The sequence below is a fragment of the Arachidicoccus terrestris genome, from assembly GCF_020042345.1.
GTDB lineage: Bacteria > Bacteroidota > Bacteroidia > Chitinophagales > Chitinophagaceae > Arachidicoccus > Arachidicoccus terrestris.
This window is the reverse complement of record NZ_CP083387.1, coordinates 344,290-369,480: the sequence shown is the minus strand read 5'-3', so window position 1 is coordinate 369,480 and position 25,191 is coordinate 344,290. Positions and strand designations below refer to the sequence as shown.

22 protein-coding genes and 1 pseudogene are annotated in these 25,191 nt (G+C 41.4%); 8 read left to right on the top strand and 15 right to left on the bottom strand.

Going from position 1 to position 25,191, the window contains the following annotated elements; genetic code table 11:
- Nucleotides 1-22 precede the first annotated feature (22 nt).
- From K9M52_RS01420 to K9M52_RS01395, 6 genes are all read left to right on the top strand, one after another.
- Complete coding sequence (locus tag K9M52_RS01420) at nt 23-652, top strand: hypothetical protein (RefSeq protein WP_224070288.1); 630 nt, start codon at nt 23-25, stop codon at nt 650-652.
- A gap of 105 nt (nt 653-757) precedes the next feature.
- Nucleotides 758-1,333, top strand: coding sequence for a hypothetical protein (locus tag K9M52_RS01415; protein ID WP_224070287.1), 576 nt, complete (start codon nt 758-760; stop codon nt 1,331-1,333).
- A 154-nt stretch (nt 1,334-1,487) separates the two neighbouring features.
- Nucleotides 1,488-2,372, top strand: a complete 885-nt coding sequence (gene bla / locus K9M52_RS01410; RefSeq protein WP_224070286.1) for a class A beta-lactamase — start codon at nt 1,488-1,490, stop codon at nt 2,370-2,372.
- Nucleotides 2,373-2,539: 167 nt separating this feature from the next.
- A complete protein-coding gene (locus K9M52_RS01405) occupies nt 2,540-3,601 on the top strand; it encodes a PD-(D/E)XK nuclease family protein (protein ID WP_224070285.1) in 1,062 nt (353 codons plus the stop codon).
- 27 nt (nt 3,602-3,628) lie between these two features.
- Nucleotides 3,629-4,762, top strand: a complete 1,134-nt coding sequence (locus K9M52_RS01400) for a DUF3883 domain-containing protein (protein ID WP_224070284.1) — start codon at nt 3,629-3,631, stop codon at nt 4,760-4,762.
- A 263-nt stretch (nt 4,763-5,025) separates the two neighbouring features.
- On the top strand, nt 5,026-5,910 hold the full coding sequence (locus tag K9M52_RS01395) for a nucleotidyl transferase AbiEii/AbiGii toxin family protein (protein WP_224070283.1): 885 nt from the start codon (nt 5,026-5,028) through the stop codon (nt 5,908-5,910).
- Here the strand turns inward: K9M52_RS01395 and K9M52_RS01390 are convergent.
- The 4 genes from K9M52_RS01390 to K9M52_RS01380 all read right to left on the bottom strand — a co-directional run bounded on the left by K9M52_RS01390 (nt 5,897) and on the right by K9M52_RS01380 (nt 8,881).
- Nucleotides 5,897-6,757 (bottom strand): type IV toxin-antitoxin system AbiEi family antitoxin domain-containing protein, encoded by an 861-nt coding sequence (locus K9M52_RS01390; protein ID WP_224070282.1) that lies wholly within the window; start codon nt 6,755-6,757, stop codon nt 5,897-5,899. The genes K9M52_RS01395 and K9M52_RS01390 overlap by 14 nt on opposite strands.
- A gap of 385 nt (nt 6,758-7,142) precedes the next feature.
- A complete protein-coding gene (locus K9M52_RS01385; RefSeq protein WP_224070281.1) occupies nt 7,143-7,496 on the bottom strand; it encodes a hypothetical protein in 354 nt (117 codons plus the stop codon).
- A complete protein-coding gene (locus tag K9M52_RS19125) occupies nt 7,471-7,791 on the bottom strand; it encodes a DUF6804 family protein (protein ID WP_394369832.1) in 321 nt (106 codons plus the stop codon). The genes K9M52_RS01385 and K9M52_RS19125 overlap by 26 nt, the downstream gene beginning before the upstream one ends.
- Nucleotides 7,792-8,188: 397 nt before the next feature.
- Nucleotides 8,189-8,881, bottom strand: coding sequence for a hypothetical protein (locus K9M52_RS01380; protein WP_224070280.1), 693 nt, complete (start codon nt 8,879-8,881; stop codon nt 8,189-8,191).
- A 286-nt stretch (nt 8,882-9,167) separates the two neighbouring features.
- On the opposite strand from K9M52_RS01380, the gene K9M52_RS01375 reads away from it, so the two are divergent.
- A complete protein-coding gene (locus K9M52_RS01375) occupies nt 9,168-11,060 on the top strand; it encodes an SIR2 family protein (RefSeq protein ID WP_224070279.1) in 1,893 nt (630 codons plus the stop codon).
- A gap of 72 nt (nt 11,061-11,132) precedes the next feature.
- Here K9M52_RS01375 and K9M52_RS19120 read toward each other — a convergent pair whose 3' ends face one another.
- From K9M52_RS19120 to K9M52_RS01355, 5 genes and pseudogenes are all read right to left on the bottom strand, one after another.
- Entirely contained in the window at nt 11,133-11,285 is a 153-nt protein-coding gene (locus K9M52_RS19120) for a prolyl oligopeptidase family serine peptidase (RefSeq protein WP_224070278.1), read from the bottom strand.
- A 668-nt stretch (nt 11,286-11,953) separates the two neighbouring features.
- On the bottom strand, nt 11,954-12,832 hold the full coding sequence (locus tag K9M52_RS01360) for an IS3 family transposase (RefSeq protein WP_394369831.1): 879 nt from the start codon (nt 12,830-12,832) through the stop codon (nt 11,954-11,956).
- 20 nt (nt 12,833-12,852) lie between these two features.
- Nucleotides 12,853-12,990 (bottom strand): annotated as a pseudogene (locus K9M52_RS19115) (hypothetical protein); the annotation flags it as partial.
- Nucleotides 12,960-13,118 (bottom strand): transposase, encoded by a 159-nt coding sequence (locus K9M52_RS19110; protein ID WP_394369830.1) that lies wholly within the window; start codon nt 13,116-13,118, stop codon nt 12,960-12,962. The gene K9M52_RS19110 and the pseudogene K9M52_RS19115, both read right to left, overlap by 31 nt.
- Before the next feature lie 346 nt (nt 13,119-13,464).
- Entirely contained in the window at nt 13,465-14,820 is a 1,356-nt protein-coding gene (locus K9M52_RS01355; protein WP_224070276.1) for a serine hydrolase domain-containing protein, read from the bottom strand.
- A 203-nt stretch (nt 14,821-15,023) separates the two neighbouring features.
- Between K9M52_RS01355 and K9M52_RS01350 the strand changes: the two genes are divergently transcribed.
- The gene (locus K9M52_RS01350) at nt 15,024-16,157 is read left to right on the top strand and encodes an AbiH family protein (protein WP_224070275.1); all 1,134 of its coding nucleotides are present in this window, start codon (nt 15,024-15,026) and stop codon (nt 16,155-16,157) included.
- 375 nt (nt 16,158-16,532) lie between these two features.
- Here the strand turns inward: K9M52_RS01350 and K9M52_RS01345 are convergent, their stop codons facing one another.
- The 6 genes from K9M52_RS01345 to K9M52_RS01320 form a co-directional block, all read right to left on the bottom strand.
- Nucleotides 16,533-19,088: a zinc-dependent metalloprotease gene (locus tag K9M52_RS01345; RefSeq protein WP_224070274.1), complete on the bottom strand. Its 2,556-nt coding sequence runs from the start codon at nt 19,086-19,088 to the stop codon at nt 16,533-16,535.
- Nucleotides 19,089-19,151: 63 nt separating this feature from the next.
- Nucleotides 19,152-20,231 carry a TlpA disulfide reductase family protein gene (locus K9M52_RS01340; RefSeq protein WP_224070273.1) on the bottom strand — a complete coding sequence of 360 codons (1,080 nt, stop codon included), beginning with the start codon at nt 20,229-20,231 and terminating at the stop codon, nt 19,152-19,154.
- 70 nt (nt 20,232-20,301) lie between these two features.
- Nucleotides 20,302-21,375, bottom strand: coding sequence for a TlpA disulfide reductase family protein (locus K9M52_RS01335; protein WP_224070272.1), 1,074 nt, complete (start codon nt 21,373-21,375; stop codon nt 20,302-20,304).
- 73 nt (nt 21,376-21,448) lie between these two features.
- The gene (locus tag K9M52_RS01330) at nt 21,449-22,975 is read right to left on the bottom strand and encodes a PKD-like family lipoprotein (protein WP_224070271.1); all 1,527 of its coding nucleotides are present in this window, start codon (nt 22,973-22,975) and stop codon (nt 21,449-21,451) included.
- A gap of 25 nt (nt 22,976-23,000) precedes the next feature.
- A complete protein-coding gene (locus K9M52_RS01325) occupies nt 23,001-23,765 on the bottom strand; it encodes a DUF4843 domain-containing protein (RefSeq protein ID WP_224070270.1) in 765 nt (254 codons plus the stop codon).
- Between the two features lie 20 nt (nt 23,766-23,785).
- Nucleotides 23,786-25,189, bottom strand: coding sequence for a RagB/SusD family nutrient uptake outer membrane protein (locus K9M52_RS01320; protein ID WP_224070269.1), 1,404 nt, complete (start codon nt 25,187-25,189; stop codon nt 23,786-23,788).
- Nucleotides 25,190-25,191 lie beyond the last annotated feature (2 nt).

Below are 25,191 nucleotides of genomic sequence, written 5' to 3'. Positions count from 1 at the left end.
TGAACTAACAATCTAAGCTTATATGAGTATTAAAGAAGACAAACTAAACCATTTACTTGAAAATTTGTCGGCAAAAGAAAAATCCTTTTTAGCGTGTGCCGAGTTAGTGATGAAATCAGGGAATGCTTTGCAATTTACCTTGGATTTTATTGCATTATCAATTATTAATAGGGCTATATCCTTAAACAGGGCCTTTAAATTATTGGTCGAAAATAACAATATGTTAGCTGCAGTTAATAATATAAGGCTTCAATTGGATAATTTAATAAGGTATCATGCGATTTATATAGTGGATGAACCTGATAAACTGATAGAGCATATATTGGAGGGACAGCCCATAGACAAGTTTGTATTTAACAAACAACGCTTAACAGATGGCTATCTTGTGCAAAAATTGAATGAGAAATTTCCGAATACGCTAAAGTTGTATAAACATTGTTGTGAATTTATACATTTTGGGTTTAAACACTTTGAAAAAGTTAGAGTCCCTTCAAAGAATCCAATGGCTAAGTTTACTGTTACTGTTGGAGATTCAGATAATTTCTCGATTGGTGAAAAAATTGTCTATGCTGAAAATATGCTTTATATCTCAGACGCGCTTCTAGAAATACTGGGATGCTGGCCCATTGAAAAGGATAAGTTATTTAAATAGGTTGATAAGACTAATCCTTAATAAAGTTGAGATTTGTCTTCGCCTTCTGCCAATTAGAAATATATAACATTATTAAGATGCTATAAACACTTTTAAACTAATACTATGGTGATAAAAATTCCCACAGGCTCGATCAGATTTGTAAACGTCGGAGAAGATGCAAAAAATTCTGCAAAAGATTTGAAGAGGTATGTGAAGCGAAGGCAATGGGATGCTTGTAATGAATATGGCTTTCTAAGTGCTGGTCAAGGACTGGTTTACAGTAGACAATTGCGTAAATTGGAAAAAGGTGATATAATTGCTGCATTTATCACAGGAGCCGGTTATGTGGGGATTGGTGAATTAGTAAAGGAAGCAGTACCGATAAGGGAATTTGTGTTTAATGGGTACGCAATGCAACAGCTTAGCTTAAATGCAGATATTCTTAATGGCAAGATCTCAAACCAAAATTACGTAAAAGAACTGCCCTATCTTAAAGAAAATTTATTTATGAATGCTGATAATGAGAAAACAGAATGGGTCGTTGGCATTAATTGGTTAAAGACAGTTAATAGATCTAATGCCAATTGGGTATCCAATATTGGACTGTTTTCAAATAGGAATGTTCAGTGTTTGATGAGTGGCCAATTAGACACCTTGGGATTTCTAGAGGAGAGCTTTGGTATAGAATTCGATATTTAAGGAAAAAGGCTTTTAGTAGATTCGCCGCTGCGTACTTCTCGGATGAACTAAAAAGCTGGTCAGGAAATGGAACGCCGCGTTTTCCTGATAGATATTTCCGGTCAGGCAACGCCGATAGAGAAATCTTCTCCTTACATTTGTTTCAAAATCCCCCATGAAAAGGCAAGTTTTTACCTTAATCCTGTTTTTCCTGACGCTTTGTATATCCGTATCCGCACAAAAGGGCAGTACACTTAAAACCGAGATCCAAAATATCCTTGCTACCAAAAAGGCGGACGTTGGCGTCTCCATCCTTAACCTGAAAACAGGGGAGCGGACTAGCATCCATGGCGACATGCCCTATTCCATGATCAGCGTCTTCAAATTCCATGTGGCACTAACCGTTATGCATCAGGTAGATGCGGGTAAGCTCTCCCTGGACCAGCAGCTCTTTATCAAAAAGCAGGATCTTCTGCCAGATACCTACAGTCCCTTCCGCGACAAGCATCCCGAAGGTAACCTCAATATCACACTGCGGGAGGCTATAGGCTGGATGATCAAGGTCAGCGACAACAACCTCTGTGATTTTCTCATCCGGCTGATAGGTGGGGTGAAAACCATTGACAGATTTATTAATAGCCCCCATTTTGTGATCAAAAACGACGAAGCCGGCATGCACGAAAATTGGGACGCGCAGTTCCTGAATACCACCACACCTGATTTTGCCACGGATCTGTTGAGGCTTTTTTATGAGGGTAAATTGCTCTCACCATCCGCCACGCATTTTCTCTACACCACCATGGTCGCCACCTCCGTCGGTGAAAACAGGATCAAAGGCCAGCTACCCAGGGGCGCTGTCGTCGCCCACCGCATCGGCAGCTCCTTTACCAATGATGAGGGGCTTACCGGCGCCATCAATGATATCGGTATCATCGAACTTCCTGATGGCAACCGGCTTATTCTGTCCATCTTCGTCCACAATACCATTGAACACTATAAAGACGGCGAAGCCATTATCGCCTCGATCGCCAAATCCGCCTGGGATTATTACACAAAATAAAAGTAAACTCACACTTGCTGTGTGCAGAATTAAGTATCTAGAACTCGAAATTAGTTGCAGCTATGACCAATTGTCATCCCTGTATTAAAACCTATGTCCATATCCAAAAAATAAAATTATTTAATCAAGTTTTACACTACCTTAGCATTATCAAAACTGACAAAAAAATGGCCTCTCACACAATTGCCGAGTTGGAAGTCTTATTGGAGAATTTTAAAAAGACTGCTCCGCTAAAAGCTGCCGATCCTACTTACATGGAACTTTCCGGTTATCCGCATTTTGAGAATGTCAGTTCCAATATTTTAAGCTTCTTTTTTGATACCCGTCAGGTGCATGGCTTTCAGGAATTGTTCTTACAAGCGATCACAGACTGCATTGCGGACTTTAAAAATGTGAACGAATCCTTTGAGGTGTTGTCTGTAGAACGGGAATTTTCTACGGATGTAAAGAAAAGAATCGATCTGATCATTGAATGCGGCACTTTTGTTATAACGATTGAGAACAAAATATTTCATCGGCTCGTAAACGACCTAAAAAACTATAAGGATACAATTGAAAAACGCTTTCGCAAAAAGCAGAACCGGTATTACATTGTTTTATCTCCAAGAAAGGAACCCGTAGATAATGGCTTTATTTCAGTCACCTATAATCAATTTTTTGATCGATTGAAAGCTCATTTGAGTGATTATTGCCTTGAAACAAATAATGCACATTTAATTTTTTTGAACGACTTTATACAAACCATCGAAAATTTGACTGGTATGGATGATTCTACAATAAACAAACAGACCTTTGATTTCTTTTTCCAAAATAATGATCTCATTGACGCTTTGTTTGCCGAAAAGGTAAATATGGAAAATTTGCTTTTTAGAAAAAGACGGCAGGTTGCTGATAACATCGATACATCCGGGCTAACCGGTTTCGTTAAGCAATGGATATGGAAGAGAGAAGTGATTGCCTTTGAGTTCATCATTGACGCAAAAACGATCGTGCTGGATATCTGGATTGGTTTAAACCACATTGAGGCGGAATTGTTTGAAAGAGACGGGGTGGATTACAAAACGATCGACAAGCTTGAGATTGTTAAAAATCAGGAATATAAACAGACTAGCAAGAGAGGATATCTCATTTTCACTGAAGATAAACGATTTTACGAAATAAAAACTGTCGTATTTGCCGAAAAAATTAGAAAAATATTGGAAAAAATTAAAATAAGTTTAACTGATTGAATCGAGACATAAAAAAATAGCTGATCTATGAATAAAATATTGTCCGCTAATAAGATGGAACCATTTTTTACCAAAAGTGAACTGGATTTATTTAAAAAATGGGAAAGCAAGCCGTACGAAAAGGAAAACGAGGAACACAGAAGAATTGCTAGAGAACTTAAAGAATCCGTTTGGCATAAAACAAAGTATCTGGGGCGACGTATTATTGAACAGCTACCCGGGTTTATTCTGGAAGACAATCAGAATTGGATCCAACGGGACAATACGTCCCGAAAGGACAAAAGGGCTGGGGGCTCAGCATTCAAACCATACACCTGGGTAAAAGTCTACCGGGGTTCCGGAAAGGAGCGCGATATTTTCTTTACTTTCGGTATTGAGGTCGGAGAGGACCGTGGACAAAGGCATAATGATTTTGTTTATAAACTGGATTACAGGACAACGTCCAGCTCAGATTTGAACATTAAGCAGCAAGCTATATGTAAGTCTTTTATTGAAGGTTTGGATGTCCACTGGAACAAAATTCCTCTTAAAGAACTTATCGAAGAAAACTGGGATTCTCTTATCGAAACCTGTCTTCGGTTTGTAAGGCAGAGTATGCCTCTTTATGATGGGCTTTCGGCCATGCTCTGGCCGGAGGGCGCCAGGATTCCTTTAGAAGAAGGCAGGAGGCCAACAGGTTATCACGAATTTCCCGTTAGGGAAAGCAACTTTAAGGCCGTGGCTATTGACTATCAGGCGAAAGATCGGGTACAAAAAGAACTGGGGGAGGCTGGAGAGCAATTGGTAATTGACTACGAAAAAAAGATTCTAATAGAAGCAAATAGAAAAGAACAGGCGGATCAGGTCAGAAAAGTGCCCGACGGTGTGGGCTATGACATCTTATCTTTCGATATTGACGGGAACCCTAGATATATCGAAGTAAAAACCACTTTAGGTGACTGCAATACGCCGTTTTATCTTAGTTATAACGAAACTGCGTTTATGAATCTGGATAAAGAACATTACTTCATTTACAGAATCTACAATTATGACAAGATAAATCGGCGCGGTAAATTTTACATCGTTTCAGGTGATGTCCAAAGTCAGATTTTAATGAAACCGATAAACTACATGGTTGTTCTCAAAAGAACAGAATCCGCTCAGGATGAACCTACGGATTAATAAAAAAGACGCCAGTCAGGGAAATGCCCGGTAATTTGTAGCATAAGGCTCTCCGCCCAAATGTCGAACCATTCGACATCAACTTGTCCATCATGTCGAAAATCTGTCGGAATTTCGACATGATGGACAAGTTGAAGAACGGCACCCTTCTTTCCCTCATTTAAATGCTTATATCCGTTTATAAATGGATAGAACATAAAAGACAACACAGGAAGGGCATGCGCTTCAGAATTTCCCTTACTTTCGCTAAAACAATTGAATTCATGGATATAGAACTGGTAAATAGAATAAAACGCATTACAATAATTGCCCTTGCCTCTGATGATGAGTTGATGGAGATCCTCGTCCTCAAGGGCGGTAATGCCATTGATCTTGCCTACCAACCGGATAGTGATATAGTTTCCAGAACCTCGTACGATCTGGACTACTCTATTTTTGACGGTGACTTCGCCGAAGAACAACAGGCAATATCAGATAGAATCGAGGCCACTTTAAGGCAGACTTTTCTTGAAAACAATTTTGTTGTTTTTGATTATAAGTTCCTGAACAAGCCTAAAAAGATCAGTGAGGAGCTTATCGATTTCTGGGGCGGCTATAAAGTTGAATTTAAAGTCATTGACAAGGACAGTTATGATAAGAATGTGGGCAATAAGGATAAAATCAGAAGGGCTTCTGTTCCCCTAAATCCGAATCATTCTCCCGTTTTTGAGTTGGAATTCAGTAAGTTTGAACATGTCGGGAAGAAATCAAAAATTGACGTTGACGGATACAAGATCTATGTCTATACACCTGAAATGATTGCTTTTGAGAAATTAAGAGCCATCTGTCAGCAGCTTCCGGATTACCGGTCAGTCATTCCTTCTTTTAGTCCAAGAGCTAGGGCCAGAGATTTTTATGACATTCATCTGATATTGGATTTATTTCCCATAAACCCTAATACTGATGAAAACAAGGAGCTGATAGCAAACATCTTTGAAGCTAAAAAAGTTCCCTTAGCATTCATCAAGAAGATCAGAAATAATAAAGCCTTACACCAGGATAACTGGAACAGTGTTAAAGATACGATCTCACAGATGGAAAAACTCGAAGACTTCGACTTCTATTTTAATTTTGTATTGAATGTATTTGAGGCGGTTACATTCCCTTAGGATAGTAAATCCTCCAGGTTTCATCATATTCCTTTTCCATCATCGCATAGGTCAGATAAAAATCAAAGTTCTTTTCCTTCTCTTTTAACGGTTCCAGCTTTTTTTCGATAAGACCCGCTCTTTCAAGATAAAAGCCGATAGCTTGGTGATAGGGGTATATAAAATTTAACTTGTCAAGGGTGGCAACGAGTTTATTAATGGAAATCCTACTGATTGCCTTTTTATAGACTTCTAATACAGAGTCCACCCCACCCGCATAGGCTGGTCTAACCGCTATATCTATAAGGGTTCTTTCGATATTCGTTATTGGCAGACCTTCTGAGACGAAAACGCCGGTACGATTCGTATACATGCCATTATGAAGGAGGAAGGTATAATCCTTATATGTAGCGGTTACGCCGGACCGCCGCTGTGGTTTTGAGAAAGCTGAATCGATGGCTGTTTGTGTAAGATTTCTATCGAAGACTTTTTCGCTTTGTTCAAATGAAATATATACGGTTTTTGGAACCTGTGTTGTTAATCCATGAAGGAACACGGCAGTAAAATGTGATAAATATGATCTGTTGATTAGTGAAGAGGCTATTTGAAGGGTAGAGGGTTCCCCTTCTAGAAATTTTTCTTTACGTATATTTGAGTTGAACTCAATAACAGTCCTGCTCAAAATATTGTTTTCGAGAAGTCGGTCAATAAATTGGTCCCTGTTCATGGTAATTGGCAGCTTCCATAGTGACCTGTTTTGTTCAAGAACTTCTCCTAATTCTTTACGACTAAATATTTTTTTTTCTCCGTTCTTGAAAAAGGCCTTAATCGTATTTTCAGCAATTACAAATCGGGATTTATTAGCCATAGAAATTTTTCATTAGTATCTCTATTGAAAGTATATATACTTTCAATATTATAAAGTTACGGTTTTTTTCTTGTATTTCCTAATTCGTAACACAATGATAGAGCAAAGAAGGCTGAATATTCCAGTTTTATTTATCTTCTATTGTCAAAGTATATATACTTTGACAAAATTAATTATTAAATTTTAATTTTCCAAATTATAGAGGCAAACTAGGTGATTTTAAATATAAAAGTTAGGGTTAGAAAAGGAGTGTTATTTCAATGTGGAAAGTATATATACTTTCCACAAAGTTAATATTTTTTTCTTATACTTCCAAATTTAAAAGTAGGCATAATTATTAAGGCTAAATATATTAGTGAAAATTCGGTTTCGGCTAGCAGCGACTTTATTCCGTTTCAGTGTCTTTTATAAGCGTTCTTCTGTAAAAATATCCGGGAATGAATAGATAGCTCCAAAAGAAAAAGCTGGTAATAAGCTCAATTTTGTTAATTGCTTTCTGATCAGATGAATATACACCCCTCACCCAGGTTTTTGTCGTCCAGCCACCAGGGTGATATCCATAATATTCGCTGTCCTGATCATCCTCATATACCTGCTCATCATAATACTGAACGTGGATACCAATAATTTCGTAAAACTTATATAAAAACGTTTGATTTCTGGATGCAATTATTAATAAAATCAGAGGACACAGCCAGATAAATAGGAATGCCTTATTGTCTTTTCTTATGAACTTCATATTTTATTTTTTCATCGATAACACAATAGACCAAAAATATGATTGAGGCTATATCTATTATTTGCCAAAAACGCCGTGTCAATTCAGAATCCATTGTTGCAATAAAAATTATACCTATGATTAATTCTGTTATCCCGCGTTTGGTATTAAAGATATCCGTCCTGTAAGCAAATACAATCATACCAATACCGATAATCAACTTTAGTGATTGATAATAGGACTCGGGCATTTGCAATAATGCAATGCTTAGGAGCGTTATAAATATCAGTCTTATGATCTGATTGATTGAACTCATATTTAATTTTGCCTTGGTTATATGGCATACAAAACCTTTACCCCCTGATTTTTGAAATTGAAGACAAGCTCTATTCCAGGAAAAAACTTTTGCCGCCGGTTTGTAAATCTAGATTATTAATCGTTTGGCTTTTTATCTTTAGATTTTATTGGATGTACAGGACCTTTAGGCGGAACAGCGCCCGCCTTTTTGGTTCTTGCTTTTCGGATTTCCTTTTTGTTAGCCGCCGGTTTGCTTGAAGAATTCGATTTTCTTGGTTTCATATTCCTTTTATGATTTTGGTTTACTTCCCCCTGTCCCTGGTGTAGTCGGACCTGGTGACGGTACCCCTCCTTTTGTTCCTCCATTTTTGGGCATAATACTTAGTTTTTAAGGTTGATAAATAAAAATAATATTACTAGCTTTTAGGCTTGCTTCCTCCATTGGAAGGTGCTGGCCCGGGCGCTGGCACCGCTCCCCGTGTGCCGTCAGAGTTAGGCTGCATAATGAGTAATTTTGATGAATGTATCTCTTTAATTAAACTGTCTAATTTATTTTCAATTTTATTCTTATTGTAATCAATGATTTCAATTTTATTGTTTTCCGAAGTTTTAGGTCTGTTAAAATCCTTCCAGCTCTTACTACAAAATATTCCAAAACTAATAATGCCACAAAAATAAAAAATCAAACTTATATGATTGAACCGTTCAATTACCTCACCTCTTTTGTCTGCTTTAATTTTATCATAGTTTTCGCTGACAATTTCACCTAAAGTGCGATTATATAACATCATAGCCCTCGCATGAGAAAGGAGATTGACTACGATTGTTCCGCCCCAAGCCATCCAACTCAATAATACCCAAATAAAACCATCTTGCACACCGGACAGAAATTTATCGATCACCCAAACGGAGGCCGCAATTGAGCCACCAGCAACATATATCAGTTGTTTTTCGAATAAATCCGTACTAAAATCTCGCATCTTTTCCAGACTAATACTGTAATCTTTCAGCTTTTCCTTGTATATGGCCTCTTCACTTAATTCCACATCTCTTGGTGAAGCCGGGTCAAGTTCTGGGTTCTCTTTAGCAGATGGATTGTCAGAATTCATTTTCTTAATCTATTACCCTAAAATTAAATACTTTTATCATAACTCGTTCGTTTTATCTGAATTTTGTTGTTCACTAATAAAATTAGCCATTTATTCTGTTTTACAGTAATATAATTTAGTGTTATATTTGAACCTCTAAATTCAAATGACTCTAAATGAGTAAAGAAAATCATATTGAAACAAGACTAATTGACAGTTTAACCGGCTTAAAATATACCTATCGGCCCGACATTATTGACCAAAAAACGCTGGAATATAATTTCCGGTAAAACTTACAGCGATCAATATGGAGAACGATAAATTATTTGAATTAATCCGAAGCGAACAGGTTGTTTTGTTTGCAGGGGCAGGCCTGTCCCTATATGCTGGATATCCCAGCGGTAATGATTTAGCTAAAAAAATGAAGCCCTTTATAGATCCTCAGTTTAAGAAGGAATTGAAAAGTTGCCGGGATTTGGGTAAGATCTGTCAATGTATTGAAACTACTAAGGGCCGAGAATTTGTATTAAATCAATTAGGGAAAATATTCGACAAAATAAAAATAAAAGATACCTCAGTTCACCATAATATTAGGCTAATCCCACATTTTAAGTCAATAATTACTACGAATTACGATACGTTATTTGAAAAGGTGTATGGCGATGGAATCCAAGTAGTCTGTAATTCAAGGGATTTGGCAATATGCCAAAATAATAAGCCATCGTTATTTAAATTGCACGGAGATTTTAGCCACCAGGATCGGATTATTCTTACAACGAATGACTACTTAGGTTATTTTTCTAAAAAGAGCGAAGATGAGGCGTTCTGGAATGCTATAAAAGAAAAATTCACAACAAGACATATATTATTTATAGGGTATAGTTTTCAGGATGAAAATATACAGGTTATTTTTGAGAAACTTAAAATTGAATTAGGCGCTGACATGAAACAGGTCTTCTTTGTCTCGCCAAAAATCAGCCCGCTTCAAAAGCTGCAACTGGTTCAAAAAGGTATACAATTTGTCGAACAAGATGCCAGAAGTTTTATTGATGCACTTTTGTGTAATCTCAAGTATAACATAATCAACGATATTCAACAAAAAAAGGTAAGTATTGACACAGGTATAGAATTCTTAAAGCTTCACAAGATCTTACCTGTTCTTGAATTCGGACAGCAAAAGCTAAGATTTAAAAGCATTAGCGGAAGTTCCCCGGATATAAAAGGTCTTGTTAACTTCGCAATCGCTCCTAAGCATCAAAACGCAGGTTTGTTTCGTGACTTAATAGATGGTCGTCACTTTGATCCGGTAACCGTTTCGAGAGATGAAATTAAGTCTTTGACTGCTTCAATTGCAGGCATAAATATTCCATGGTGGAACGATGTTGAGGCAATAAAAATTGGCCCTGAACCAGCAAGTAAAGGAATTTTTACTATCGTTTTTGAAGATGGTTTTGAATTGACAGATTTGGATTATCAATTTTTCAGTTCAAAAAATAGCTTTCAAATTACGATCATTTTCGGAAGATCTACATACATAATTAAAGTAAATAATAATGTTATTACTAGAAATGGAATTGAAGGAGTAGAGCTAAATGCAAAATTTGAACATGACCAATTTTGCTACAACATGGATGAAGAAATAAAGATATTTAAACTGGTAAAAAGATTAGTTGATAGCATGCCGTTTAAGGTATTTCTTGACAATGGCCCAAGACCTCATTCATTTAATCCTCAAGCGAAGCAAAACAATGAATATGCTAAATTTCACCTTAGCTATTTTGAAAAACTTAAGACAATTGAAAGGTACTTCGAAGTCAGATTTACTAAATTCGACTTTGCGGAAATAAATGATGAAAATATATGGAAGGTCAATACACTATTCGACATCACTCAGGGTCGTGAGTTTCAAAAGCTTCCAGATCCTAAATATCAGGTACTTTTGAAACCTAGTAACGAAGAAATATACGAAATTGAGAATCTCAGAAAATATCTTCAAGGCACTATGATTGAAGAATATATTAATGAATCTGAAACCGTAGAACTTCATGGAGTGAACATTGAAATTGGATTTCCTAAAGTCAGAATCGAAGAAGTTGAATTTGTAAATAAGAAAGAACTGCTGGAGGGTAAAAAGCAACCTTTTATCATCAAATGTCCTGCATTGTGGCTATCCTACCATAAAGTCAGAGCTCAACAATAGGAGGCTTGTACCGACGTTACCATTGGTTGTTTACAGATATTCTTTAAAGTACCGGACAATCCTGTCCGCCACCTACCTCCCGTTTTTACCCTGGTTGAAGGAATGGCCCTCTGCCGGCGGTAACAACAGATCGTAAGACTTCCAGACCTTTGTTAAGGCATCCTCCATCCGAATCGTGGTGGATAAAGGTGTGTTTTCATCGCTGGTTCCGTGGATAAAAAGCACCTTCCCTCTTAACTGGCCGGCGATCGCTTCATTGGAGCCATACCTGTAACCTTAGGGATTATCCTTAGGTAAACCCATATACGGTTCGTTGACTTCTGCCGCCTGATAAAGATCGCCCGGTGCCGACGCGATACCGACCTTATAGAAGTCCGGCGTTGTTAGCACGCCTGGCCCGCAAATAGCCGCCCAAGGAATGGCCGAAAATGCAGACGCGGCTAAGGTCCATATAAGGCCTTGTCACGGCCGCCTCCTTAAAAGACAATCTGGGACATACCCTGAATGCCAGTCCAATTCTAAAGAATTAATGATAGTATCATAAATGCGTTTTTTTTGCTATACTCCCCAGCGAATTCATTTCTTTTGCTGGAAACTAAAAAATATAGCCGATTACATTTTTATGTACATAAAATCGTAATATAACACATTTTTCTGCGCATACTTTTGTAATCTCCTGGTATAACTTTCTATCTTGCTAAGATAGTTAGTGTTGTAAGCCCAAGAGAGCCTCTTGAAATTCATTAAATTTGCGGATAAACAAACTGATGGCTTTCTGCAAGTAAACACAGATCCCTGTCGCTATCACCCGGCATGCGCGCACTTCTCATTGTTTACTTTTCGTGGGCCTTTGAGTCAGACTGTAAGCTTCCCAAAAATAGAACCTTTAGAGATTAGATTTCTTCCCTCTCCTGGGGAAATTGATTGGGGGCGAGTGTAGCGGAGGCGTAGCCGGAGCGGAACGAGCCCCCAATCAATTTTTGGCCGCTTTCTTCCCGGTACCTCACCGGTGGAAGACCTCCTAATGAGTCGTGTGGCCGATCGTGGTTATAGTCTTTTACAAACTCATCTGTGATATCTCTTACATCATCCAACGATTCAAAGATATAAGCATCCAGTACATTTTCTCTGTAAGTCCTATTAAATCGCTCTATATAGCCATTCTGCATGGGTTTGCCAGGTTGGATGTACTGAAAAGTTATATCGTTTACTGCGCTCCAATGAGTCATTAACCCTGCTATTAATTCCGGGCCATTATCCATACGAATATTCTGTGGTTTACCGTAGCGGTTGATTAGGTGGTTTAACACCCACACTACACGGCTACTTTTTAAGCTGTAATCAACTTCTATGTACAATACTTCACGGTTATAGTCATCAATAACATTAAAACTTCTAAATTTAAGTCCATTGCTCAGAACGTCATTGGTGAAATCTATACTCCAGCTCTGTGTAAAGGTCTCCGGAACAACTAATGGCTGCTTCTCTCTATTGGGCAGGCGGCGCTTACATTTGCGACGAAGAGACAGGCCAGCTTCCCGGTAAATGCGAAAGAGTCGTTTATGATTTACTATGACACCCTGGTTGCGGATGCGGCCATAAGCCTTCCAGAAACCCTCACGAGGATGATCTTCAGCATGCTTACGAAGTAAATCCACGTAAGTGCTGTCATCTTTGATTGATTTATAGTGCAATACGCTTCGACTTAAACCGAGAACCCGACAAGCCTTGCTCACTGATTTTGGCAGTTCCTTACGTATTTCTTCTACCAAAGCCCTTTTGTGGCAAGGCTTTACAACTTTTTTTCGATTATGTATTTAGCGACATCAAGCTCCATTGCCAGATTGGCATACATACGTTTTAAGCGGGTATTTTCCTCCTCCAACTCCTTCACCCGTTTCATCTCACTAGCTTCCATGCCACCGTACTTTTTACGCCAATTAAGAGTGTGGCTTTGCTTACGCCACGTTCTCGACTTATTTCCTCGGCACTTTTGCCGCCATCAAGCTCCTTTAAAATACTAGCGATCTGAGTCGCGCTAAATTGATTCTTCTTCATATTTGAACGGTTTAAAATTAAACAATTTTGTCTAATTCTAACTCGTTCTATTTAAAGGGGAGCTTACAAGACAGTTTGTTTTCCAATTTAACTATGAATTTTTCTAGGGTTTCATCATCCATTCTCTCATAATACTCGGTAGCTAAGGTTTCTAGGCGTTCTTCAGAGAAGGTGTGCAGGTTATCTTTTATTTTTTCTATTAATGCGTGACTGAAGGTGTTTGCCGCCTTGCTTACTCGGAAATAAAATGTTTCCAATTGCCTGTGATAAAGACCGGTCTCATTAATGAATTCCTGAATAGAACGGATTTCAGTATTTCAGCATTGCCGACGCCGGTGGCGTCCGTTTATTTTATCTTTATCCACTCGTAATGTCCGTGTTGACTGACATTAAATTTCGTGACCTTGCCATCTTCTGTTACGAATTCGCAATGCGCGTCCAACATGTTTTTAAATTGAAATTTCGTTGGAGATTGAAAGACCAGCGGAATCGTTTCAGTCTCAGAAACTTTCGCGATAAGGTGGCCATTTTCCTTTAGGATGGTAATGGTTCTGTTTTTGTCTATCGATAGTTGATAAACGCCGACATATTTATCAAGTTCGTTTGGAGCAACGTGTAAATTCTCCTGTAGGCGTTTGTCTAAAACGATTTGCGCGATGTTGACTGTCAGATCATTCATCGAAACGGTTCCGTTGTTGCAGAGGACGGCGATATATGTATCGCTATCCGGATAATATATTTCATTGGTTAAAAAGCCTGGCATACCTCCTCCATGTTCAATTGATTTTACACCGTTTGATGTACGTACAAACCAACCGTAACCGTATCCCGTTGTCGTGCCGTCTTTTAAATGATAAGGCGTAAACGCCTTTTTCAACATTTCTTTTTTTAGGATTTTATAAGAATATAGTCCTACATGCCATCTGAACAGATCTTCGACGTTTGAGATTAACCCGCCCGCGGCGTATTCAATCGTCGGACTCCAGTAGTCCACGTTCCTAAAGGATGATCCGTCTTTACGGTAGCCGTTGACGCGACCTGGAATAATGATATTCGCACTGTCAAAATAGGAGCGCGTCAAGCCTAAAGGCTTAAGAAGATTATCCTGAATATAACTCTGATAACGTTTTCCTGAAGCTTTTTGGGTGATATAACCTAGTAGATAATAGCCTGAATTGCTATATGAGAATTTGGTGCCCGGCTCAAAATCCAAAGCGTAATTTTTAAAACTGTCGATTAGCTGTTTAGGACTGAAATCCCATCGTTCCATATTTAAATTACGATAATCGATCTGCATATAGTCCTTTATGCCTGAAGTATGGGTCAGTAAATTCTCGATGGTTATGATATGACCTTTGGAAGGGAAATCAGGAATGAATTTTTGCAGGCTGTCCTGTAATGAAATTTTACCTTGCGCTACCAACTGCAAGATCGCGACGGCAGTAAACTGTTTTGTAATGGAGGCGAGATTAAATACCATATCCGGCTTAAGTGGAACGTTTAATTCGAGATTGGCGCTACCAAACGCTTTTTTATAAATTATCTGGCCATGCTTCGCGACTAAAACCGCACAACCCGGTTCCGCCGGTTTAAATTGTTTCGTCAAAAGACTATCAAGCTTTGTTTCGATCCGTTTATCTTGCCCAAAGGAAGCCGAAACGGTAAACAGACAGATTAAAAGAGAAGCGATTGATTTATACATCTCATGAGGTATTAGGAATTGTTAAATGGCGGCGGGCTTTTTTCCGCTGACGGCGCAAGAATGAATTTGAGGGAAATGAGTTTTAAATTACGGATTAAAGATTTTGATCATCTAAGTTATCATTATTTATCTATTTACGCAAGTTTTTTCATAAGGCAATGCCCAAAAAATTCATTAAATTTGAGGATAAACAAACTGCAATTATGAACAGACTGATTTTAATTGGCAACGGATTCGACCTGGCCCATGGTCTGGATACAAGATATAATGATTTTATCCTCTGGTATCTTAAGAAATGTTTTAAGCAGGCCTACATACAGGGCCAATATGTGGATGAAATATGTACAATTGAAAAAACACACCTTGCCCATCAATTCTCTCCAATCGGAGATCCAATAAGCGATTATATTGGGGCATTATATAAAAAAAATGAACTTCATTTGCTTTTTGGATTAAGCAAAGAAAGCTTTTATATAACCACATTAAGGAATAGAGCGCCAAAGCAAACTCCCTTTGAGGCTACTCTCAAATTAGATTTTCCTAAAAAGCTCCTTTTGCAGTGCAATTTGGAAAAGTGGGTTGATGTGGAAAATGAGTATTACACAGCTCTAAAGGAAATTTTGAATAGCAAGTTAAACACTGAACAGAAAGAGAAGGCACTTGATAAACTCAATTTAGCATTAAATCTTATAAAGAAAGAATTGACGGAATATTTAGGAACCATCCCGACAGACATTCGCCAGCCAGCGTTTAATGATATCCTTGCCAGTCCAATCAATAGAAATGAACTATTAAAAACTAATCTGGCGCGAAATGTCGCACCTAAAGATACACTCGTCCTGAATTTTAATTATACGGACACCATTGAGCAATATATACAAAACAATGCTGCGACAAAAAAGACCACGATCAATTATATCCACGGTAAACTTAATGATCCTCATAACCCGATCATTTTCGGCTTCGGTGATGAACTCGACGCTGACTACGCAAAAATGGAACTGGAAAAAACCAAGGGTTATTTCGAACACATCAAGTCCTTCGGCTATTTCAAAACCTCCAACTACTACAACCTAATCCGTTTTCTGGATTCCGATGAATACCAGGTCTTTATTCTCGGTCACTCCTGCGGACTTTCCGATCGTACTATGCTCAACATGATCTTCGAACATGAAAACTGTAAATCCATCAAGATCTACTACTACCAGGAAAACAAACAGAAAAACAACTACACTGAATTAACCCAGGAGATCTCCCGCCATTTTAAAGATAAACTTATGATGCGCCGGAAAATCGTATCCATCGATAAATCTTCCCCCATGCCACAGGTGGAGTAGTGAGCAATCAGAAACTGAATGAAACTTAAAACTGTGAGAAAGCTGTTGTTAATGCCACTTTTCATAAGGTGCTCAAAGTCAATCGGTATGTTTGTCTGATCCAATACATTGAGTGGTCTATACTTACGGCTGCCCGACTGATGTAAATAAAACCCGCCGGGAGTAGAGACTCCGACGGGGGAAACATGTGGCTTACATGAATATGGAGTAGTTCCGTACAATGTTCACTTTCAAGCCACACCGCTGACGCGTTGTTATTATAACTAAAAAAAATAGAGCTTTAAAAAAAAGGGGTCATCCAGGAATAGAAACCCCGTTATACTTTTGTATAAGTACATGAGAAATCGGTGAGGGACAGGATCTATTGAGCATTCATTAATCGCCTTCCTTATCTTTGGTCGCTTTGTCTATTCGGGAAAGAATGTCCATTAAATGATAGCGCGTCATCTGGTCTCGCATGAGCGGCAAGGCCTTCTGAATGCGCTCTTTCAGGTGGATCAGATCCATCCGTATATAGGAAACCACATCACTCTGCTCGGCAGGAGATTTTCGGGAAGCCACTGGCCGGGATCCCGCCCCCGTGGCAGGTGGTTTAACGATAGCGCTCAGGTTATCAATATAGATCTTCTGCAAATTCCGTCGGTAAATATCTATGGTCCTGTGTGTATCAAGCTCCCCCCATATGCCTTCTTCCAGGTCTTTCATATATTCGGGCAGGGTGTATGGGTCTGAAGAGAATTGCGAAATAGAAACAATATTATAAAGAACCCTACTATTGGTGCAGTTCAGTATGGCGGTCTCGTCGATCTTCTTGATTTCGTCGATCGGCTCTATCCCAATCCGGCTAACCATTACGGGAGGGACAAGCCATTTCGGCGTCTGAAATACCTGCTTGGTGTAATAGGCAACCGCCTCTTTTTGCCGTTCCCGGGATACGGGAACAAATACAGGACCAGCCTCCATATCTGTCTTATTATTAATGTAGCGGCTTCCGATATAATTGGCCACATGTCCCATAAACATTCTGTATTCAGTCAAAACCGCATTCCACATTCTTTTTAAGTTATCCTGAAAATCATCATCTTCTTTTGTCCATTCGGGTAGGCTCCTCATCACGCGTTGCAGGTTCATAATGCCGTAGTTGCTCGCCTTGACCGGATCATCCCCTAAGTCCTCACTCTGGCTTCTCGGATCAACGGGCTCTGTGCTGAAAAAGCTGGGCTCGTGACCGAACCACAATCGGGGGTTTCCTTTTAGTCGGGCTGTTGTGGATTTGAGTAACATTTTCTGTTCCGCTTCGGCATTGGCGATATCCGGATAAAGTTTGTATCCCCACTCGATAGCCCATTTATCATAGTCGCCGATACGTGGAAATATCCCCTTCTCGTCAATATGATCTTCGGGCTGTGCTACATAATTGAAACGCGCGTAGTCCATGATCGAAGGCGTATGACCGTGGGCGTCTAACCACTTTTTGTCGCGTAGCTTCTCAACAGGGACGGTAGAACTCGAACCAAAGTTATGGCGCAGCCCGAGGGTGTGACCGATTTCGTGTGATGAGACGAAGCGGATCAGCTGCCCCATTAGAGAGTCATCAAACTCCATTTTGCGCGCTCTTGGATCAATGGCTCCGGCTTGTACCATATACCAGTCATGCACCAGTTTCATGACGTTATGATACCAGCCGATATGGCTTTCGAGTATTTCACCCGTGCGTGGATCGTGGACGTTTGGACCGTAGGCATTGGAAACGGGTGAGGCAAAATAGCGTAATACGGAATAACGGGCGTCTTCCATACTCATGTTCGTGTCACCAACCGGCCAGGGTTTAGCCAGGATGGCGTTTTTAAAGCCGGCTTGCTCGAAAGCTTTTTGCCAGTCAGTGATACCGGCGATTAGATAGGGTACCCACTTTTTAGGCGTGGCCGGATCAATATAATACACGATTGGCTTTTCGGGTTCCACCAGTTCACCGCGCTTATATTTTTCCATGTCTTCCGGTTTGGGCTGCAATCGCCACCGGACAATGTAGTCACGCGTTTTGACGCCTTCCGAGTTGTCATTATAAGCGGTATAGCTGTCGTAAAAATAGCCGACTCGTTTATCATAATAGCGTTTTTGCATCGGCACTTTTGGTAACAGCAAAAAGGAGGTGTTCATTTCAAAGGTTACCGCACCTGTTAATAGCCCTGCGGGTATTGGCTGTCTGCCGGGCCCCGAGCCTGCGGTTGGGGTACCGCCCTGAAAATTATAGGTTTTAACCGTTGTTATTTCCGTATTGATGGGAAACGTTTTTATCCGCTGAATAAAGGAACGGTCGGCTGCCAGAGCGCCTAATTTCATGTTTCTTTTTTCCATGGAGGGGATTGATACCACTTCGTTGTCTGTCTTAAAGAAATTGGTAACATCTATGACACAGCCCTTCTTGTCTTTGCTATAAGCTTTGATATCAAAGCTGGCCACAATGGGGGAAACATTGGAAGTTTCTACCGCTTTATAAATGGCCTCTGTTGTATCCTTACTCGCATTCAAGAGTAAAGATACACGCAGCAAGAGGTTTTTATCCGCCCCTTTTTCCCAGTAGAGCGTCTGTTCGTTGGCCAGCTCTCCTCCATATTTAGGCGCGTTGCCCGGGGTTTTTGTATACCGGGTGACAGCGAGAAACTTCCTGCCAAGCAGGCTGTCGGGAATTTCAAAATAATAATGGTCGTCTACTTCATGTACCGTAAATAAACCCTTCTTGCTAACCGCTTCGGATGTAATTACTTTATCGAAAGGCTTTATCGTTGTTTTGGACGCTGGAGTGGGTTTTTTCGTGGTATCACTTCTGGATACGACCGTAGCGGCTCTGTTATGATTGTTCCTGTGCTGGGCAAAGATCCGACAGGACCCTGCCATAATGAGCAGGGCAAGTAATATTTGTTTTTTCATTGTAGTGGATAAAAGATAGGGTTATGTCACCCTTATAATTGAAATCAATTGAATATCTGAATCTTATTTAAATATTTCAGCAAGCTTGGTCTGTAGCGCGGGACCACGAAGATTGACGGCTATGACCTTTCCTTCAGGATCTATCAGAAAATTGGCCGGTACGCCCTGTATATTATAGAGTAACGCAGCCTCACTGTTCCACCACTTCAGATCACTCACCTGTACCCAATCCATATGCTTGTCCTTGATCATTTTTTTCCAAAGCGCTTTTGTGTCCGGACGGTCAAGCGACACCCCAATGATCTCAAAATTCTTGTCATGATATTTCCTGTAGGCGTTCGCGACATTGGGCATCTCCTCAAGACAGGGCCCACACCAGGTGGCCCAGAAATCGAGCAGCACATATTTTCCTCTAAAATCAGAAAGGCTGACCATCTTACCTGTGGGATCCGGCAAAGTGAAGTTTAAGGCCACATCGCCGACCTTATTGGCGCTCAAGCCTCTGATCAAAGTGGCCATTTGCTTCCCCTCTTTCGTCTCTTGAACCTCGGGTGTCAGCTGATTAAATAGACGGACAAGTTCGGACACCTCATCCGGATAGCGGGCTACATTGACATATAATTGATAGAGCGCTAAAAGAGAATTCGGATGTGTGGGGATAAACTGCTGCATAAGCCGTAACTTTGGCACCTTCAGCTCCTTACTGAATTGGGTATAGGGCTGAGCCGGATGGTCCGCAGCATCCGCGCTGTCCAGCAGCCGGTCCATCATTATATAATAGTCATTGAAGTCTTTGTTTAACGGGGTGCCGGACACCACCGCGAACCGTTTTTCCTTTTTGATTGTTACATGAATATGGCCGTCTTCCAGATAGAAAACCACTCCGCCATAGGATCTGCCGTTCCTATAAAGTAATTGTCCCAATTCGGGACGCGGCACGGTTCCCGTAAACATAAATTCACCCTTCGCATTCATTTTTACGGTATCTATATGGTGTCCGTAATCAATATCATACCAGTTGAGCCAGATCTTGCCTTCTGAAGGAAGACTGTCCATGGTCCCGGTTATCGTATATTTCAGGCCCTGTGCATGGGTGACCAGTAAAGCGCAGGTACATAATAACATCAAACTTATCTTTTTCATTTTTATCTTTTGTAAATTATTATAGGTGGTGTAATGGGAGGCGGAGCAGGGGGCCGAAATCTGTAGCAGCCTATTTTCTGAAGATTTCAGCCAGCTTCTGCTGCAGCGCGGGGCCACGAAGGTTGGTCGCGATGACTTTCCCCTTAGGATCTATCAGAAAATTGGCCGGCACGCCTTGTATATTATAGAGTAATGCGGCCTTGCTGTTCCACCATTTCAGATCGCTTACCTGTACCCAGTCCATCTGTCTTTCTCTGATTACCTTCTTCCAAAGCTCTTTCGTATCCGGCCGGTCGAGTGAGACCCCTACGATCTCAAAATTCTTGTCATGATATTTCCTGTAGGCGTTCACGACATTGGGCATCTCCTCAAGACAAGGCCCGCACCAGGTGGCCCAGAAATCGAGCAGCACATATTTTCCGCGAAAATCAGACAGGCTGATCAACTTACCCGTGGTATCCGGCAAAGAAAAATCTAAGGCCATATCACCGATTTTGTTGGAGCTTAAACCCCGGATCAGGGTTGCCATGTCTTTTCCTTCTGTCGTCTTTTGCACCTCAGGTGTCAGCTGATTATATAAAGCGGCCAGTTCGGAGGCCTCGTCTGGAAAACGGGCAACGTTGGCATTCAACTGATAAAGGGTTAAAAGGGAATTTCGATGCTTGGGCACGAATTGCTGCATGAGTCGAAGTCTCGGCTTTTGCAATTCTTTACTGAATCGTGTATATGGCCTGTCTGGATGATCGGCTTCGTTCGCGCTATCCAGTAGCTGATCCATCATCAGGTAATAATCGTTAAAGTCCTTATTTAAAGGGGTGCCCGACAGGGCAGGAAATCTTTTTCCTTTTTTGTAATCAACCTTAATTATTCCCTTTTCAAGATAACAGATGGCGCTCTCCATATTTCCGAATAAGAGCTGTCCGATCTGTGGGGTCGGCACACTGCCTTTAAAAGAAAATCTACCCTGGGCATTAAGGGTCGCCGAATCATCCCTTCTGCCGTTTGCCAGATCGTAACGGACAAGAACCACCTTTTGGCCCGCCGGGAAACCTTCCGCCCGGCCCTGCACAGTATATTGCTGATCCTGTGCCTTAATAATGCCCACCGAGCAGGCAGCCATTAATAGTAAACTTATTTTTTTCATTTTTAAAATGTTCATTAGGTTATAATTAAAGTCTGAACCGAGGTCATGACCTTCGGTCTTTGTTTATATATGGTTATCGCTCCCGGTAACTCACACTTACGATTTCACCGAAGCCTGTCCAGCTGCAACCGGGAACCAGAGTCAGTTGTCCGTTAATCGGAGGAATATTGTATAACTCGAATGTACCGCTGGTCTCAGACGATCCGTAGGAGGCCACGTTCAGATAATCTGCCCAGGTGGAATACTTTGGGTTTACCGTGGAGATCCCTCTGTTGAAAAAGTGCTGGAAATTCAAATAAGTTATGTTGCTGGCGCCCTTATCAATCATAAGGATACTGGTTCTAAGAGAAGGGTCATACTCATAAACCTTGCCGCCTACGCTGTAAAACAAATAGCCGAATGCCGGACTGCTAGCGAAATGTGTCGCCTGCGCGATATCCGTGCCCGTGATCTTCTGGAAATAAGTCTGGGCCCCGCCGATCGGGAAGCGCATCAGATACCGGTCGGAGGTAGCAGGGTCTTCTAATATGGCGAACGCGTTATTGTTATAATCCTTGTCCATATAAATCAGATTATAACCTGAGGGGTAGTTGAGGCTTGAGGCAGGTGCATTCAAAACCACGCTGTTATAGGAAGCATTCTGGGCGAAGGCTTTTTTGTCGACGTCATAGAACGAACCGGCAGCACCGTTGGTAACACCGTATGACGCTACAGGAAATGGGGCCGCGCCGGCACTGTAGACATTCAAGGGTGTATAATGAAAGGCATAACCGCTAAACGAGGAGGCGCTATACACATTTCCATTACCGTCGAACAGATACAGCTGCGGGTAGCCGACTATACCGCGGATCCATTCGGCCATCATATGCGTGGGTGCGAAATCCTCCGGTACATCGCCGATAAATAGACTACGGATATTCATCTCCGGGTCGTACCCGAAGGTTTCCTGATCGATACGATTACAGCCGCTACTGTTCAGTATGAAAATCCCGTAGTTCCTTGTCGCGATATTTGAAGAGACATAGGTCGCGCAGTATACCTGATAAGGTATCCCGTTCATTGGAACGGTAGACCCCTGCATTTTCAGCACGTCGATATATTTGGCAAATGAGCCCTTGGCGGCGTCGTATGATAACATATCCAGTCTTGACTGGCCGCCGATTTTATTCAGCAGGAGGTAGCCTTCATACACCGCTGTGGTGACATTGACCTTTGTTCGTGCCTGAAAGGTTACACCGGTTCCATTATCCGTAACCCGGTATTGAAGGGTGTAGGTACCTGGAAAGAGTTCGACCGGCGCGTTCAGGTCTTTGGTAGTCGAAAAGACTGAATCAATTTCATTCTGGAATTGGTTATAGGTGACCCAGGACCAGGCATAGCTGTAATCACCCGTCGCGTTTTTATCCAACGTTCCGCTGAGGGTCGGATGAATCTTTAGGCTGTCACCAAAAAGCACCTGATATCCTTTAGCCGTATCGAAATTACTAAATGAGATTTCATTGATCGGGTGATATAAATAGTTTCCCCTATCCTTGGCACAGGAAGCGATTGTCAGTATCAAAATGATCGACAAAACACCATAAAATAAATATTTTTTCATCCTCTGATAAGTTTAATTAAATGGATTATTGATAGGAAGTGCCCATGGTCATTGGCGTCGCGCCATCGGCCTCATATACGGCATTGCCGGCGGCCTTCTGCTGGTTCAGGTAATTGGCCATTTTAATGGCCCAATAAGAACAGCGCGAACTTAAATAAAAGTCAGTCAGCCATCCTGTGATGTAGTAGTCCAGCGGCATGCCGGTGACCTGATTGATTAGGGCTACTTTTTTGGTGCTGAAAGCGCCGAAATATTGCTGGAACACATTGGTCCAGTAAGGGCCCGGGACCACCATATCTGTAATATGTATGCCGAAACCTGTCAGGTTGATCGTATCCCCAAAATTATCGACGGTGGTTTCGACCTTCACCTGAAAATCGGCTGAGGGTACAAGTTTCAATCTCAGAATGATCGGCTCAGATTGCATATCGGCTGTCCGGTAGATGGTTACCGGTAAACTGTCCGTTAGCTGATTTGCATGAAAGACAAAAGATGAGGGAAGGATATAATGAGTGCCTTCAACAGCCGTTGTGCCTGTGTCGACGGCAACGCTGAACGTCCGGTCATGGGTGGACACCGGCCCGGTACACTTCAGCGGCACCTTGTAAACTGTGTCCTTTACCGATGCAGGTGAAAAACCGAAAGCGATACCTACTGTGTCCAGCGGCGCGTTTGCTGGTACGTAATTAAAATAGATATTATCAGGTGCATCGTAGGTCATGATCTCTTCCTTCTTACAGGCAACTGCGATTATGCCAAATGCCAGCACTACGGTGAATATTTGTTTCATAATATGTATGCTTTTGGGCGTTAACGTGGACTGGTTTCAGATACGGGAAGCGGTACGACATAGGCGGGGGCGATCGTGCCCAGGCTATTGCCACTTGGCACGGTGGTCAGTGCCTTTCTCTTGTAGTAAAAAAAGAGCTGCCCTTCCCCCCAGAATTCCTTCTGATATGCTTTCTGTATCTCTGCCGGCATATCGGCGCCTGCGACCAGATTGGTCAGGCCCCTGTTGTTGCGGACGGTATTCAGGTAATATCGCTGATGGTCCGGATCAGGATCGGTCTCCGCCAATATATAATACAGTTCAGACTTTCTGATAAGCGGCTGCAGGAACCGCCAGGGCTTGCTCTGATCCGTCAGGTCGGCAAATTTGTAAAAATACAGTTCCGGTCCGGCCCCTCCTGCGACCCAGGTCGTGGTATAACGGTAATCATTTGTGTTGTTCTCAAACACGGCACTTAGTCTTCCCGGCAAGGCGTTCAGTACAGTATAATTTTGCAATGTAGGAGAGAAGTAGGTCTGGTAATTGATATACATATTCTGATTATATATACCAAAGAGTACCTCGGGGGAAAATATTCGGTTCGGATTCGCATTGTTTAAAATATCGGTATAGGGCATCCAGGGAAACCATTTATCGATCGCCGTTAATGCTTCTTTCGCAGCTGCATGTGCCGCGCCGTTGTCTCCTTTATATAGTTGTACGCGCGCCTCAAGGGCTATGACGGCGTAATAGTTAAAACGCTGAGCACGATTGCCGCGGTAATAATTATGGCTGGCTGTGTCGACTCCCTCAGTAATGACCGGGTCGGCTGATAAAAGCGTTTTTGCCTTATTCAGATCCGTTAATACGCTATCAATCACTTGTGTTGCGTTAAGGATAGGTTGCCCCTTTGCGTCGGCCTTGGTATAGTAAGGAATTGCCTCGCCGGTAGGCGCCACTTTCATCACCGGGCCGAATATCCTTAACAGGTCAAAATGCATAAAAGCTCTCAAACCTATCGCTTCTCCCTTCAGTTCCGCCGCATGCTGTCGGGATATGATTCCTTTCTGCGCCGCACCGTCGATCTTCTCTACAAACTGATTAGCTTGCAGAATATTATTGTAAAAGGCGGTCCAGATGCGCTCAAACTCGGTAGCGACATCGGTATAGTTATATGTCTGATAATCCTGAAACGATAGCTGGGAAGCCGTATTGAATCGCTGGCCCATTACTTCTATATCCGTGTTAGTCAGCGCCTCTCCGTAAAGCGCGTTTGACGCCAGGTTTTGATAGACTCCGTTCAAAGCCTGCTGAATGGCGTTTTCGTTGCCGAATACCTGCGACTCAAGATATTTGTCCTCGGGCTGCACTTCGAGAAATTTTTTGCAGCTACCAGTGATAAGTAAAACAACTGCGGCAGTAAAGTAAATGAACTTATTTTTCATGA